Annotated in this window: 13 protein-coding genes and 1 riboswitch; of the genes, 10 read left to right on the top strand and 3 right to left on the bottom strand. The window is 65.7% G+C overall.

Features of this window, described 5'->3' with window-relative positions; genetic code table 11:
• Positions 1 to 18: 18 nt before the first annotated feature.
• Positions 19 to 1,227 carry a signal recognition particle-docking protein FtsY gene (gene ftsY / locus M1D93_RS11505; RefSeq protein ID WP_461171681.1) on the top strand — a complete coding sequence of 403 codons (1,209 nt, stop codon included), beginning with the start codon at positions 19 to 21 and terminating at the stop codon, positions 1,225 to 1,227.
• On the opposite strand, the gene M1D93_RS11500 is transcribed toward ftsY, so the two are convergent.
• Entirely contained in the window at positions 1,224 to 2,495 is a 1,272-nt protein-coding gene (locus M1D93_RS11500; protein WP_461171680.1) for an MFS transporter, read from the bottom strand. The two genes, ftsY and M1D93_RS11500, sit on opposite strands and share 4 nt — an antisense overlap.
• Positions 2,496 to 2,720: 225 nt before the next feature.
• Here M1D93_RS11500 and M1D93_RS11495 point away from each other — a divergent pair, with 225 nt between their 5' ends.
• On the top strand, positions 2,721 to 4,076 hold the full coding sequence (locus M1D93_RS11495; protein ID WP_461171679.1) for an ammonium transporter: 1,356 nt from the start codon (positions 2,721 to 2,723) through the stop codon (positions 4,074 to 4,076).
• Positions 4,073 to 4,411: a P-II family nitrogen regulator gene (locus M1D93_RS11490; protein ID WP_050687078.1), complete on the top strand. Its 339-nt coding sequence runs from the start codon at positions 4,073 to 4,075 to the stop codon at positions 4,409 to 4,411. Before M1D93_RS11495 ends, M1D93_RS11490 begins: the two co-directional genes overlap by 4 nt.
• Positions 4,412 to 4,552: 141 nt before the next feature.
• On the opposite strand, the gene M1D93_RS11485 is transcribed toward M1D93_RS11490, so the two are convergent.
• Positions 4,553 to 5,956, bottom strand: coding sequence for a glucose-6-phosphate dehydrogenase (locus tag M1D93_RS11485; protein WP_461171678.1), 1,404 nt, complete (start codon positions 5,954 to 5,956; stop codon positions 4,553 to 4,555).
• An 84-nt stretch (positions 5,957 to 6,040) separates the two neighbouring features.
• Here M1D93_RS11485 and ffh point away from each other — a divergent pair, with 84 nt between their 5' ends.
• Together ffh and M1D93_RS11475 are read left to right on the top strand one after the other, a co-directional pair.
• Complete coding sequence (ffh, locus tag M1D93_RS11480; RefSeq protein WP_461171677.1) at positions 6,041 to 7,624, top strand: signal recognition particle protein; 1,584 nt, start codon at positions 6,041 to 6,043, stop codon at positions 7,622 to 7,624.
• Between the two features lie 102 nt (positions 7,625 to 7,726).
• Positions 7,727 to 8,461, top strand: coding sequence for an alpha/beta fold hydrolase (locus tag M1D93_RS11475; RefSeq protein WP_461171676.1), 735 nt, complete (start codon positions 7,727 to 7,729; stop codon positions 8,459 to 8,461).
• A 68-nt stretch (positions 8,462 to 8,529) separates the two neighbouring features.
• On the opposite strand, the gene thiC is transcribed toward M1D93_RS11475, so the two are convergent.
• Positions 8,530 to 10,314, bottom strand: a complete 1,785-nt coding sequence (thiC, locus tag M1D93_RS11470; protein ID WP_461174999.1) for a phosphomethylpyrimidine synthase ThiC — start codon at positions 10,312 to 10,314, stop codon at positions 8,530 to 8,532.
• Positions 10,315 to 10,344: 30 nt separating this feature from the next.
• Positions 10,345 to 10,452: riboswitch (TPP riboswitch) on the bottom strand.
• A 94-nt stretch (positions 10,453 to 10,546) separates the two neighbouring features.
• On the opposite strand from thiC, the gene M1D93_RS11465 reads away from it, so the two are divergent.
• From M1D93_RS11465 to M1D93_RS11445, 5 genes are all read left to right on the top strand, one after another.
• The gene (locus M1D93_RS11465) at positions 10,547 to 11,629 is read left to right on the top strand and encodes an amidohydrolase family protein (protein ID WP_461171675.1); all 1,083 of its coding nucleotides are present in this window, start codon (positions 10,547 to 10,549) and stop codon (positions 11,627 to 11,629) included.
• A 111-nt stretch (positions 11,630 to 11,740) separates the two neighbouring features.
• Positions 11,741 to 12,616 carry a VOC family protein gene (locus M1D93_RS11460; RefSeq protein WP_461171674.1) on the top strand — a complete coding sequence of 292 codons (876 nt, stop codon included), beginning with the start codon at positions 11,741 to 11,743 and terminating at the stop codon, positions 12,614 to 12,616.
• A gap of 120 nt (positions 12,617 to 12,736) precedes the next feature.
• Positions 12,737 to 13,177 (top strand): hypothetical protein, encoded by a 441-nt coding sequence (locus tag M1D93_RS11455; protein WP_461171673.1) that lies wholly within the window; start codon positions 12,737 to 12,739, stop codon positions 13,175 to 13,177.
• Between the two features lie 209 nt (positions 13,178 to 13,386).
• Positions 13,387 to 13,803: a 30S ribosomal protein S16 gene (gene rpsP, locus M1D93_RS11450; protein WP_163162679.1), complete on the top strand. Its 417-nt coding sequence runs from the start codon at positions 13,387 to 13,389 to the stop codon at positions 13,801 to 13,803.
• 1 nt (position 13,804) lies between these two features.
• Positions 13,805 to 14,047 (top strand): RNA-binding protein, encoded by a 243-nt coding sequence (locus M1D93_RS11445; protein WP_013601399.1) that lies wholly within the window; start codon positions 13,805 to 13,807, stop codon positions 14,045 to 14,047.
• Positions 14,048 to 14,145: the final 98 nt, after the last annotated feature.

The raw sequence follows: 14,145 nt of genomic DNA, 5'->3' as shown, positions 1-14,145 counted from the left end.
TTATGAGAAGCTAGGGGAGTGAATGACATCCTCCCCATAATTTTGTCCATTGTTGCTGCCTTGGCGGTTATTGGCGGGCTGATTCCGGTCCTGCTCAAGACGCGGAAGAACATCACCCAGTACCCCGGCACCAGGGATGCGAACGACCCCGTCCTGCCGCGGAGCGGGAGCACGGCCGTCGATGACAGCCCGGCCGCGGTGACGGACCGCAAAGCCCCCGACGGCGTAGACCTGGACGCTCTGGACACCACCACGGTCCCTGACGACGCAGCGGGCCTGGAAGTCATTCCGGTGGAAACCCCGCTGCCGGTTGCCGGCCGCCTCATGCGCCTTCGCGAACGGCTGGTCCGCTCCAACAACATCATGGGCAAGGGCCTCCTGGCACTGCTTTCCAGTGACAGGATCGACGAGGATGTCTGGGACGAAGTCGAGGAAACCCTCCTTCTGGCCGACCTTGGCACCGAACCCACCATGCAGCTCGTGGACGCCCTGCGCGAGCGGGTCAAGGTGCTGGGCACCCGGACCCCCGACCAGGTCAAGGTGCTGCTCCGGGAAGAACTCATCAAACTTGTGGACCCCACCATGGACCGCACCCTGAACGTGCAGCGCCACGCTGACAAGCCGGCCGTCATGATGGTGGTGGGCGTGAACGGCGTGGGCAAGACCACCACCGTGGGCAAGCTTGCCCGCGTGCTGGTGGCCGAGGACAAGGACGTCCTCCTCGGCGCCGCGGACACGTTCCGTGCTGCGGCCGCGGAGCAGCTGGCCACGTGGGGCCAGCGCGTAGGTGTCCCCACCGTGAAGTCGGACATCGAGGGTGCCGATCCGGCCTCCGTTGCCTACGAAGCAGTGAAGGCTGGCATCGACCAGGAAGTCGACGTGGTGATGATCGACACGGCCGGCCGCCTTCAGAACAAGGTGGGCCTCATGGACGAACTGGGGAAGGTCAAGCGCGTGGTGGAGAAGCTGGCCGAGGTGGACGAGGTCCTCCTGGTGCTGGATGCAACCACTGGCCAGAACGGCCTGAACCAGGCACGCGTCTTCTCCGAGGTGGTCAACATCACCGGTATCGTCCTGACGAAGCTGGACGGCACGGCCAAGGGCGGCATCGTCGTGGCCATCCAAAAGACCCTCGGCGTTCCGGTCAAGCTCATCGGGCTGGGTGAGGGCGCTGACGACCTTGCCCCGTTCGAGGCTGAAGCGTTTGTGGACGCCCTGCTGAACTAGCGCCCGTCCGCACCGTCCCCACCGTTTACGCCCTTGGCGGCCCGAAGGGTCTCGCGGGTGGTGAGCCAGGCACAGGCAGCAACCAGCATGATGCCGCCAGTGACGCCAAAAGCCCAGCCATAACCCAGGCGGTCTGCCAGCACGCCGGCCAGCACGGGCCCAACGATCGCGCCGACGTCGGACGTCATCTGGTACACCGCCAGGACCTTGCCGCCGGACCGCCCGTTGCCGATCACATCGGCGATGGCGGCCTGCTGGGCGGGTCCGAACAGCCCTGAGCCCACCCCGGCAAGCGCTGACGCGGCCAGGAACCACGCCAGTTCGCCGGTGAAGCCGATGCCTGCTGTTGAAGCGGCCGCCACCAGCAGGCCCGAGATCATCATGGGCTTGCGGCCCATGCTGTCCGCCAGGCGTCCCGAGAACGTCAGCGCCACGGCGTTGCCTGCGGCGAATACCGCCAAAGCCAGCCCTGCTGCCTCGGGCCCGGCTCCGAAGGCGGCAGCGGCAAACAGGGGAACTGTGGCCATGCGTACGCCGAAGGTGGCCCACCCGTTGGCGAAGCTGGACATCAGGGCCGCCCTGTACGGTCCTGTCGCCAGGGCCTCTCCGAGCAGCATGTCCGGCATGCGCTGCTGCGCTTCCGCAGATCCGCGGCGCTCGTGGCTCAGTTGCGTCTGGACCACCAGGGCCGCCACGACCAGGGCTGCGGCGTACGCGAGGAACGGAATCCGAAGGCCGAACCCTGCCAGCAGCCCACCCACAATCGGCCCGCAGACATTGCCGATAAGGAACGCTGACGCGTACGCGCCCGACACCCTGCCCCTGCTCTCCGGGGGCGCCAACCGAATCACCAGGGCCATGGACGCCACAGTGAACATCACGGAACCTGCGCCGCCCAGCCCGCGAAAGAGCAGCAGCTGCCAGTAGTCCCGGGCGAACGCGCAGGCCGCCGTGGACACGGCGACAATCAGCAGCCCGGCCACGTAGACGGGCCGTTCACCCAGCCGGCCAATCAGGCTGCCGCCCGCCGGGGCGAACACGAGCCGCATAAAAGCGAAGATGGCAACAATCACTGACGCCTCGGTGTTTCCCACCCCGAACGTGGTGGCAAACTGCGGCAATACGGGCGCAACAAGCCCGAATCCCAGCGCAATCAGGAACGCTGCGACGAGCATCACCTTAATGTCGCGCGGAAGCCGGTCCCGTTGCGGCCTCAGGCGGGCCAGGATCCTTGAAGTGGCGCCGCTTCCGCGGGGTGATGCCGTCATGATGCGCAAATCCTTGCAGTCTGGAGGCCGGGTGCCGGCGAAAACGATGAAACACCACCGTAACAAGCGCGATATGCACCATTTACTTCATAGAGGTTGTTGTAACAGGCCGGCAATCTAAATCCTCCGTGGGCGAAACACGGCGCGGACAAACTCGTTACAGGACGCGAAAAGGCGTTGGCAGGCGGAGGACTCCGCAATCTTCGACCAGAGAGGACGTGCACCATGGAACTTACCCCAGGTCACGTATGGATCATGGTGTCGGCAGCCCTCGTGCTGCTGATGACGCCGGGTCTGGCATTTTTCTACGGCGGCATGACCCGCGCCAAGGCCGCATTGAACATGATGATGATGAGCTTCATCTCCATCGGCATGGTGGGCGTTGTCTGGGTCCTCTGGGGCGCCTCCATGAGCTCCGGTGAGGGGTTCCTTCAGATCGTCGGGAACCCGTTGGCCACCTTCGGCCTTGAAGGTATCGACACTCCTGACGGACTGATCAAGGTGGGCTACGCTGCCACCTTCGCCATCATCACCGTCGCACTGATCAGCGGTGCCATCGCGGACCGGGCAAAGTTCGGCGCCTGGAGCGTCTTCGTCCCCGTCTGGGTCACACTGGTTTACTGCCCCCTGGCCTACATGGTCTGGGGCGGCGGCCTCTTTGGTCCTGAAGGTGCTGTGGGCCAGGCCATTGGCCCGGCCATCGACTTCGCCGGCGGCACCGTGGTCCACATCAACGCAGGCGTGGCCGCATTGGTACTCGTCCTCATCATTGGCAACCGCAAGGGCTTCGGCAAGGATCCCAACCACCGCCCGCACAACATCCCGTTCGTGATGCTCGGCGCAGCCATTCTGTGGTTCGGCTGGTTCGGTTTCAACGGCGGCGCCGCCACCACGGCTGAGCAGGGCGGCCTCATTTGGGTCAACACGCTCGCCGCTCCCGCTGCCGCCATGCTCGGCTGGCTTGTCACGGAACGTATCCGCGATGGCCACCCCACCTCCCTCGGGGCAGCCTCCGGTGTCGTCGCCGGCCTGGTGGCCATCACCCCTGCCTGCGCCAACGTCAGCCCTGTTGGCGCCCTCGGCCTCGGCGTTGTGGCCGGCGTAGCCTCCGCCCTGGCTGTTGGACTGAAGTTCCGCTGGGGCTTCGATGACTCGCTGGACGTCGTCGGCGTCCACCTCGTCTCCGGCATCATCGGCACTGTGGCCCTCGGCTTCATCGCACTGCCCGCTGACGGCGTGGGCGGCGGCCTCTTCTACGGCGGCGGCATGACCCAGATGTGGGCCCAGCTCGCAGCGGCCGGTATCGCCATCGCCTACTCGGCAATCCTGACCGCGATCATCGCCCTGGCCATCCACAAGACGATGGGCTTCCGGGTTTCCCAGGAACAGGAATCGGTGGGTGTGGACCTCAGCCTGCACGCTGAAACCGCCTACGAGTTCGGTGTTGGCGGACACGGCGGAAGCTTCCAGCCGCTGCACGACATGATCACCGGCAAGAACCAGCAGGGTTCTTCCGCCCAGCCCGCACCGGCTGAGCAGAAGACCGCATCAGCAACAGGCAAGGAAAGCGTGGGGGCATGAAACTGATTACCGCAATCGTCAGGCCGGAGAAGCTCGAAGCCATTCGGGAAGGGCTGGAGTCCTACGGCGTACAGGGCCTGACGGTCAGCGCGGCAAGCGGCTACGGCCGGCAGCGCGGCTACACAGAGGTGTACCGCGGAGCCGAGTACAACGTCGATCTCCTGCCGAAGATCCGGGTGGAAGTCCTGGCAACGGACGAGCAGGCTGACGACATCCTGGATGTCATCATCGCCAGCTCGAACACCGGCCGGGCCGGGGACGGCAAAGTCTGGACCATGGACGTCTTTGAGGCAGTGCGGGTCCGGACCGGGGAACGGGGAGTCGCCGCCATCTAAGCGGACGATACCTCGCCAACAGTCCAGGAAGAGCGGGCGGGAAACCGGAAGGTTTTCCGCCCGCTCTTTCGTTTCCCTTTTGTATGCCCGGTCGCCTGGACGCCCTGCGAGGCGTCGCGCCGGGCGGAGCAGCGCCCCACCTTAGTCAGCGCTGGCGGTGCTGGACCATTCCACGGGCCCGGCCGATCCGGCGTCGTACTCCTCCAGCGGGACCGTGTCCTGTTGCCAGGCCTTCAGGACCGGCTCGACAATCCGCCAGCAGTCTTCTGCCGTATCACCCCGGACGGAGAGCAGCGGATCGCCGGTGAGAACGCCCTCCAGCACTTCACCGTAGGGCAGGAGTTCGGATGCGCTCAGTTCCGCTTCGAGCGTGACCCGGCTGAGGCTGAGGATCTCGCCGGGACCGTTCACATCGACGTCGAATTCGAGGGTGTCGGGGCCGAAGCCGATCCTGAGCTGGTTCGGCGAGTCCACCCCGGTGAAGCCCTTGGGAAGGTGGGGGACCGGCCTGAACGTCACCACTGCCTCCTTGCGCTTCACGCCCATCGCCTTTCCGGAGCGCAGGATGAACGGAACGCCCTTCCAGCGCCAGTTGTCGATCCCCACCTCGATCTGCGCCAGGGTCTCAGTTCCCTGCGACGCGTCCACCCCCTCTTCCATCGCGTAGTCGGGGACTTCCTTCCCCGCCAGGGTCCCGGCGGTGTACCGTGCCCGGTGGGTTGAAGCCGCATAGGGAGCGCGGACGCTGCCCGCGCGCAGGACCGTGGAAACGGCGTCGCGCAGGTCCCGTTCGCTGATGGTCGACGGCGGCTCCATCGCCATGAGGGCCATGATCTGGAGCAGGTGGCTTTGGATCATGTCCCGGAGCGCACCGGCGCCGTCGTAGTAGCGGGCCCGGCCCTCCAGTGCGAGGTCCTCGTCGAAGATGATCTCCACCTTCTCCACGTGCTCACGGTTCCACACGGGCTCCAGGAAGTTGTTGGCGAAGCGCAGGCCAAGAATGTTCAGCACTGTAGCCTTGCCCAGGAAGTGGTCCACCCTGTGGATATGGTCCTCCGGTACCAGGCGCACCAGGGTCCGGTTCAGCGAGCGGGCGGATTCCTCGCTGGAACCGAAGGGCTTTTCCATGACCAGCCTGGTGCCCGGCGGAACCTGCTCCGGCCGGAGGGCTTCACAAGCCAGTTGGCTGATCCGGGGCGGCAGGGCGAAGTAGACGGCGGTGGGACCCTCAAGCGTGGCGAGCAGTGACGCCAGCGGACCGTCAGCCGTGACATCCAGTTGGTGGTAAACCGTCTCCTTTTCCAGATCCTCCAGTGCCCGCACGCCCTCGGGGCCGGCCGCGTCCGCGGTCTTCGCGAAGGACGTACGGACCCTCTCCCGCCACTGTTCAGGGGTCCAGGAATCGGAGCCTGCGCCGACGAGCCGGAGCCCTGCCGCGCGGCCCGTTGCCACAAGCCGCGCCAGGCCGGGGAGGAGCAGCCGGCCGGTGAGGTCGCCGGAAGCACCGAGGATGAGCAGGGTTTTCACAGTTGTTTGGCTCGTCATTTTGCCAGCATGCCACCTTGCGGGCCCGACTTGGTACCCTAGATAGTCGAGTCCCGATCATCCACTGAAAGAAGTGCACGGCGCGTGTTCAATTCACTCTCTGACCGGTTGACAGCAACCTTCAAGAATCTCCGCGGCAAGGGCCGCCTCACTGAGGCCGATGTTGACGCCACAGTCCGGGAGATCCGCCGCGCCCTCCTGGATGCGGACGTTGCCGTTCCCGTTGTCCGTGAATTCACCGGCAGGGTGCGCGAACGCGCCCTGGGTGCCGAAGTTTCCGGGGCCCTGAATCCCAGCCAACAGATCGTCAAGATCGTCAATGAGGAACTGGTGGAGATCCTCGGCGGCGAGACCCGCCGCATCCGGCTGGCCAAAAACGGTCCCACCATCATCATGCTGGCCGGCCTCCAGGGCGCCGGCAAGACCACCCTCGCCGGCAAGCTGTCGAAGTGGCTGAAGGCCCAGGGCCACAGCCCTCTGCTGGTGGCCTGCGACCTGCAGCGCCCCAACGCTGTCACGCAGCTCCAGGTGGTTGGCCAGCGCGCCAAGGTGCCCGTGTTCGCGCCGCACCCCGGTGCCACCTCGAGCGAGCTTGAGCACCCCGCTGGGGACCCCGTAGCGGTTGCCCGCGCCGGTGTTGAGGAAGCCCGCCAGAAACTTCACGACGTTGTCATCGTGGACACCGCCGGCCGCCTCGGCGTTGATGCCGACATGATGGAGCAGGCACGCCAGATCCGCCGCGCCATCGTGCCGAACGAAGTGCTGTTCGTCCTGGACGCCATGATCGGCCAGGACGCCGTCAACACCGCGCACGCCTTCGACGAGGGCGTCAACTTCACCGGCATCGTCCTGTCAAAGCTCGACGGCGATGCCCGCGGCGGTGCCGCACTTTCCGTTGCGTCCGTCACCGGTAAGCCGGTGATGTTCGCCTCCACCGGCGAAGGCCTTGACGACTTCGAGCTCTTCCACCCGGACCGGATGGCGTCCCGCATCCTCGACATGGGCGATGTCCTCACCCTCATCGAGCAGGCCGAGAAGTCCTGGGACAAGGACGAAGCTGCCCGGATGGCGAAGAAGTTCGCCGACCAGGAAGACTTCACCCTGGACGACTTCCTGGCGCAGATGCAGCAGATCCGCAACATGGGCTCCATGAAGAAGATGCTCATGATGATGCCGGGCGCGCAGAACATCCGCCAGCAGCTTGAGCAGTTTGACGAGCGCGAGATCGACCGCGTCGAAGCCATCGTCCGCTCCATGACGCCGCACGAGCGTGTGGCTCCCAAGATCATCAACGGCTCCCGCCGCGCCCGCATCGCCCGCGGTTCCGGCGTGCACGTCTCCGAAGTCAATGGCCTCCTGGAGCGTTTCGCGCAGGCCCAGAAGATGATGAAGAAGATGGCCCAGGGCGGCATGCCGGGAATGCCTGGTATGCCCGGTATGCCCGGTGCCGGCGGCGGAGCGCGGAAGAATGCCAAGAACGCGCCAAAGAAGAAGGCCAAGTCGGGCAACCCGGCCAAGGCCGCCCAGGAGCGCAAGGATGCCGAGGCCCGCCGCGCGAACGCCGCCAAGGCATTGCCCACCGGCGCGGCCTTTGGCCAGCAGCAGGGCGACTTTGACCCCTCGCAGCTGAACCTGCCCAAGGGTTTCGACAAGTTCCTCGGCCAGTAACCACATCTGCAACCAGGCAGCGCCACGCGTCGTTTCGAGCGGTCAAAACGACACTGGGCGCTGCCCGCCTGGGATGTTGGTGCCGTGGAATAGGGTTGGGTCATGTTCAAGCAGAGGGTAGTGTTCGTCCACGGCGCCGGCAGCTTCGGCTCCGCGGCCTGGCCGCGCCAGCACGGCATGGCGCTGTCCTACGACGCACTGTTCCTGCGCCGCCACGGGTACCATCCTGTGGCTGATCCTGTTGAGTCCTCCTTTGACGAGGACGCCGCCATTGTGTTGCGGTCCCTTGCCGATGATGGCAGGGGCGCCGCCGGCGGGCACGTCGTCGCGCATTCCCAGGGAGCCATCGCAGCGATGATGGCCGCCGTCGAACGTCCCGACCTCGTCTTTTCCTTGACGCTGGTGGAACCGGCCTGCCTCTCGCTCACCGCGGAACTGCCGGCCACGGCGGCCCATATCGGGCTGATGCAGCCCCTGTTCGATGTCCGGGACCACATGAGCGACGAGGATTTCCAGCGCGAGTTCGTCCGGCGGGTCTATGCCACGGACCTGCAGCAGCCGGCCACAGCGGAGGAGAAGCGCTCGGCCAGGAGGCTGCGGCTGCAGGCCCCCTCCTGGGAGGCGCCGCTGCATATTGTTCCCGGCGTTCCCACCATGGTGCTCACCGGTGGATGGGAGCCGCTCTACGAGGAGATCGCCGGCTACCTGCGTGAGACCGGCGCCCTGCACCGCACGGCGGCGGGAGGGCACCGGCCCCATGACTCCCGGGAAGGTGACCGCATTATCCGGTCGTTCATCAGCGAGGTCAGCAGGAGCCAGCCTGCCAGGGCTTCCTGAAACCTGCCGGTACAGCTTCCCCGTCCGGCAGGCCCCCAATAGCCTGCCGGACGGAAAGCGTGGTGCAGCTACGGGCGGCCCTTCACGCGAACTTGCAGCTCCGGCAGGTAGACCTTGCCGCCGGCTGCCAGGAATTCCTCGCTTTTCCCGCGCATTCCCGCGGCGGCAGCCTGCTGCTCCGCTGACCCGTATTCGTCCCGGATGTCCTGGCTGATCCTCATGGAACAGAACTTGGGACCGCACATGGAGCAGAAATGCGCTGTCTTGGCCGGCTCCGCGGGGAGCGTTTCATCGTGGAAGGCCTCGGCCGTCACCGGGTCCAGGGACAACGCGAACTGGTCCCGCCAGCGGAACTCAAAGCGTGCCTTGGACAGGGCGTCATCGCGTTCGTGCGCCCCCGGGTGGCCCTTGGCGAGGTCTGCGGCGTGCGCTGCGATCTTGTACGTGATCACTCCTGTTTTGACGTCGTCCTTGTTGGGCAGGCCCAGGTGTTCCTTTGGGGTGACGTAGCACAGCATGGCCGTGCCGTAGCGGGCGATTTCCGTGGCGCCGATCGCAGACGTGATGTGGTCGTACCCGGGTGCCACATCGGTAACGAGCGGGCCCAGGGTGTAGAAGGGCGCGCCCTTGCACAGCTCCTGCTGGCGTTCGACGTTTTCCCGGACCAGGTGGAACGGAATGTGGCCGGGGCCTTCCACCATTACCTGGACGTCGTACTCCCAGGCGCGCTGCGTCAGTTCCGCGAGGGTATCCAGCTCGGCGAACTGCGCGGCATCGTTGGCATCGGCCGTCGCCCCCGGCCGCAGGCCGTCGCCCAATGAAAACGCGACGTCGTATCGTGCGAAGATTTCGCAGAGCTCGTCGAAGTGCGTGTAGAGGAAATTTTCCTGGTGGTGGGCCAGGCACCAGCCGGCCATGATCGATCCGCCGCGGGATACGATGCCGGTCACACGGTTGGCGGTCAGGGGAACGTACCGGAGGAGGACGCCGGCGTGGATGGTCATGTAGTCCACGCCCTGTTCGCACTGTTCAATGACGGTGTCGCGAAAGATCTCCCAGGTCAGCGCGTTCGCTTCACCGTTGACTTTCTCCAGGGCCTGGTAGATGGGCACGGTGCCGATCGGAACGGGGGAGTTGCGGATGATCCATTCCCTGGTGGTGTGGATGTCGTCGCCGGTGGAAAGGTCCATCACCGTGTCGGCGCCCCACTGGGTGGCCCACTGCAGCTTGTCCACCTCTTCGGCGATGGAACTGGTGACCGCCGAGTTGCCGATGTTGGCGTTGATCTTCACCAGGAAGGCTTTGCCGATGACCATGGGTTCCGACTCGGGATGATTGATGTTGCTCGGAATAATGGCCCGGCCTGCGGCCAGTTCGCTGCGGACCAGTTCCACATCGCAGTTCTCCCGCAACGCCACGAAGCGCATTTCGGGGGTGATGACGCCCTGCCGCGCATAGTGCATCTGCGTCACCGTCCGGCCTTCGACGGCGCGGCGGGGCACCGGACGTTCCCCCTTCCACTCCGCGCTGGCGGCACCGCGGCGCACAGCGGAGCGGCCGTCGTCGAACAGGTTCCTTGCGCGGCCGCGATAAGTTTCCGTGTCGCCGCGCTCTTCGATCCACGCGGAGCGGTAAGGGTCGAGGCCGCGTACGGGGTCGCTCCCCGGGCCGGCAGTGCGGTAGATCCGGAACGGGCCGTTGGAGTCGCCGTTGGGTGAAGCCGCCAGGGCTATTTCCGTCACGGGCACCTGTATCCCGGATGCTTCATCGTGGACAAAAGCCAGGGAGTGGGACTGCAGCGATTGCGTGACGGGGGCCTGGAGCCGGCCGTCCGCCGCCTCGCCGGCTACCATGCGGGCAGGGTTCAATTGGGAAATTGGTGTACTCAAGAAATACTCACTTCCTTCGCCGGCATTACCCGGACAGGTTCAACGGTCGCAGGCTGCGTCAGCCCGATCTCAGCCCCTGCAGGGGCACCCGTGTGGTCAAGATGAAAGCTACCACACCCCGGAAAGGGGCCAGGGGGAGGGGCTCCTGCCATATCCCGGCGGTGCTAGCCTGACGGGGCGGGAAAGAGGCAAATCCATGGCAGAAATCATCAACTTCACGGGAACCGTCCTCACCGGGCCGGACAGCGAGCGGCGGGGATTGTGGTCAGTTGACGGCAGGCTGACGTACCACCGGCCGGCAGGGGAACCGGACAGGATCCTGGACGGCTGGGTGCTGCCTGGATTCGTGGATGCCCACTGCCATATCGGGCTGGGGCCCGGAGGTGCGGTTGACGCAGCAACTTCGGAGGAACAGGCCAGGACCGACCTGAACGCCGGAACGCTGCTGGTGCGGGACGCAGGTTCCCCTGTAGACACGCGCTTCCTTCAGGACAGCAGCAATGCCCCCGTACTGATCCGCGCCGGCAGGCATGTTGCACGGACCCGCCGGTATTTGCGGGGCTTCGCCGAGGAAGTGGAACCGCAGGGCCTGGTGGAAGCCGTCCGGAAGCAGGCCCGCGACGGTGACGGCTGGGTCAAACTTGTCGGGGACTGGATTGACCGCGACGCCGGCGACCTGGCGCCGTCGTTTCCCGCCGACGTCGTCAAGGACGCCGTGCAGGCGGTGCACGACGAGGGCGCCCGGATCACTGCCCATTGTTTTGCCGAAGAAACCCTGGACCAGATGCTGGACGCGCGGATTGACTGCATCGAGCATGCCACCGGGCTCCTGCCACGGCACCTGCCGCGGTTCGTCGAGCAGGGCGTTCCCATTGTGCCCACCCTCATCAACATCGCGACGTTTCCGGACATCGCCGACCAGGCGGAGCACAAGTTCCCCCGGTACGCCGCACATATGCGCGCGCTCTGGGAGCGCCGGGCGGAGCGGGTGCTGGAGGCGTATGAAGCAGGGGTGCAGATTTATGCCGGTACCGATGCCGGCAGCGTCATCCGGCACGGCAGGATCGCCGATGAAATTCTGGCCCTTCACCGCGCGGGCCTGCCAATGGCCGCTGCCCTCGACGCTGCCTGTTGGGCCGCCCGCAGGTGGCTGGGTGCTGAGGGGCTGCAGGAGGGGGCCAGGGCCGACGTCGTCCTGTGCCGGGAGGATCCCCGGCAGGTTCCGGCCGTGGTCAGCGACCTGGCACACGTTGTGCTGGGTGGCCGCGTCATCCGGTGAACGGGGCGAGGCTGCAGCTCACATTCAACGCACTTGGAATAAATTGAAGCTTCAAGTAATTTTAAGGGTATAGGCCCACAACCCGCAGGGCCCCAGCACCGGGAGTTTTCAATGACTGCAGAAGCCGCCAGCCAGGATCTTCTTCCTGCCGACCTCGCCATGGGCACCGTGATGCTCAAGGTGGGCGACATGAAGGTGATGACGGATTACTACCAGCGTGCCCTCGGTCTTGAGGTCATCGCCGAGCAGGACGGCGGACTCTACCTGGGACGGCTGCAGAAGCCGCTGGTCCACCTCGCGCCCGCTCCGGGGCTGAACCTCCCGGGCAGGGGAGAGGCCGGTCTTTTTCACACGGCGCTCCTATTCGAGAACCAGGCGGACCTGGCCGCCACCATCGCCACCGCCGCGCAGTTTGAGCCGCGTTCCTTCACAGGCAGCGCCGACCACCTCGTCAGCGAGGCCTTCTACTTCAATGATCCGGAAGGCAACGGCATCGAACTCTACTGGGACCGGCCGCGCAGCAACTGGTCCTGGAACGGCACTGACGTTGTGATGGACAGCCTCGCCCTGCCGCCGCAGCGGTACCTCGAGCAGCACCTCACCGAAGAGTCCCTTCAGCGCCAGCACGGGAGCGCGGCAGGGGTGGGCCACGTCCATCTCCAGGTGGGCGACGTCCAGTTGGCCCGCGACTTCTACGTAGGAGTCCTCGGGTTTGAGAAAACCGCCGGCTGGCACGGGCAGGCTTTGTTTGTTTCGGCCGGCGGCTACCACCACCACATGGCCATGAACGTGTGGAACAGCCGCGGCGCCGGTCCCCGCAAGGACACCCTTGGCCTTGGCGAGGTGCTCATCGAGGTGCCGTCCGGGGACGACCTCGGGGCGCTCGCAGACCGGCTGAAGGTCGCCGGACTGCCGTCGCACCACACCGGGGCGGAACTTCGGTTTGAGGATCCGTGGCGCAACCGGATCCGCGTAGCGGTCCGCTGACGCCGCTGCAGCTGCTCCACGTGGACCGGGGCGGGCCTTGTACTAGGCTGAAACGGAACGGCCGGGGCGGCAGGTGCCGCCCTGCGTGGGCCGCATCGTCGACGGAATGAGGGCATTCCCATGGGCTTTACCGAGATCTTTGTCGCTACCCACGACGGCGCGCTGAAGCGCGCCGGCATCCTGGACCAGGGCGGCAGCGGGCCGGCGACGCAGGCCGTGCGGATCCCGGAAATCAGCGACTTCGAAGTTGAACAGCTCGGTGAGCTTGCAGGCACTGCCGTTCATGCCGGCGGTGCCGACTATGAGCTGACCATGGTGGACGTGGCAAGCGATTCGCTCCTGGCGGTACCACCGGCCATGGTCCGCGCCCTGGCCGACCTCCTGACCTACGAGGTGGAAGGGGAGGGCAATGTGCTCGATGACGTCGCCGAACAGTGGGCGGCGCAGGACGACATGCCTTTCGACGCTGCCCAGGCCCGTGCCTATGTGGAGCAGCTGGCGGAACTGGCCGGCGGAATCGACGATTCCGAGCGCAGCGGGCTGTACGTCTGGTCCTCCTGACGCAGGCTTCCGCTTCGCACCGGTGACAGCTGGGTTGGGGTGTCAAGTCGAAATTAGGACGCTCATCTGGCACAATAAACAGGTACTCGATCTGCGTGGCCCCTCTCTCCGCGTCCGGATCCTGTCCTTCGAACCCGCAAGTACGGCCCGCCCCACGGGTGCAGAACGCCGGGTTCACCCCCTTTTCTGAAACAGGAGTGACCACAAAAGTGGCCGTAAAGATTCGCCTTAAGCGCTTTGGCAAAATGCGCGCACCGTACTACCGCATCGTCGTTGCAGACTCACGCACCAAGCGTGACGGCCGCGCCATCGAGGAGATCGGCAAGTACCACCCCACCGAGGAGCCCTCATACATCGAGGTCAACTCCGAGCGTGCCCAGTACTGGCTGTCCGTCGGCGCCCAGCCGTCCGAGCAGGTTGCCGCGATCCTGAAGATCACCGGTGACTGGCAGAAGTTCAAGGGCCTCCCGGGCCAGGAAGGCACCCTGCGGACCAAGACCCAGAAGGAAGCCTTCGTTGCTCCGGAAAAGGGTTCCGTGATCATCCCGGAAGCCATCACCAAGAAGGCATCCAAGTCTGACGCAGCCGAGGCACCGGCCGAAGCAGAGACCACCGAGGCTGAGTAAATTGCTGGCAGAAGCGCTGGAGCACCTGGTCCGGGGAATCGTCGATTCCCCGGATGACGTCAAGGTCAGCTCGAAGAGCAACCGCCGCGGGGACACCCTCGAGGTGCGGGTCCACCAGGACGACCTCGGACGGGTGATCGGCCGCCAGGGCCGCACGGCACGCGCACTGCGCACCGTTGTGGCTGCCCTGGCCGGCGGCGAACCGGTAAGGGTCGACGTCGTCGACACTGACCGCCGCCGCTGAGCGCTCAGCAACATCAGTTTTTTGCTCCGGCCCCTCCACCAACGGTGGAGGGGCCGGAGTGCTTTCCGCAGAACACCGCCAACCACATCCAAGACAGA

It is taken from the genome of Arthrobacter sp. Z1-9, from assembly GCF_054792695.1.
The sequence above is the reverse complement of the archived record's forward strand: the minus strand, read 5'-3'. Positions and strand labels throughout refer to the sequence as shown.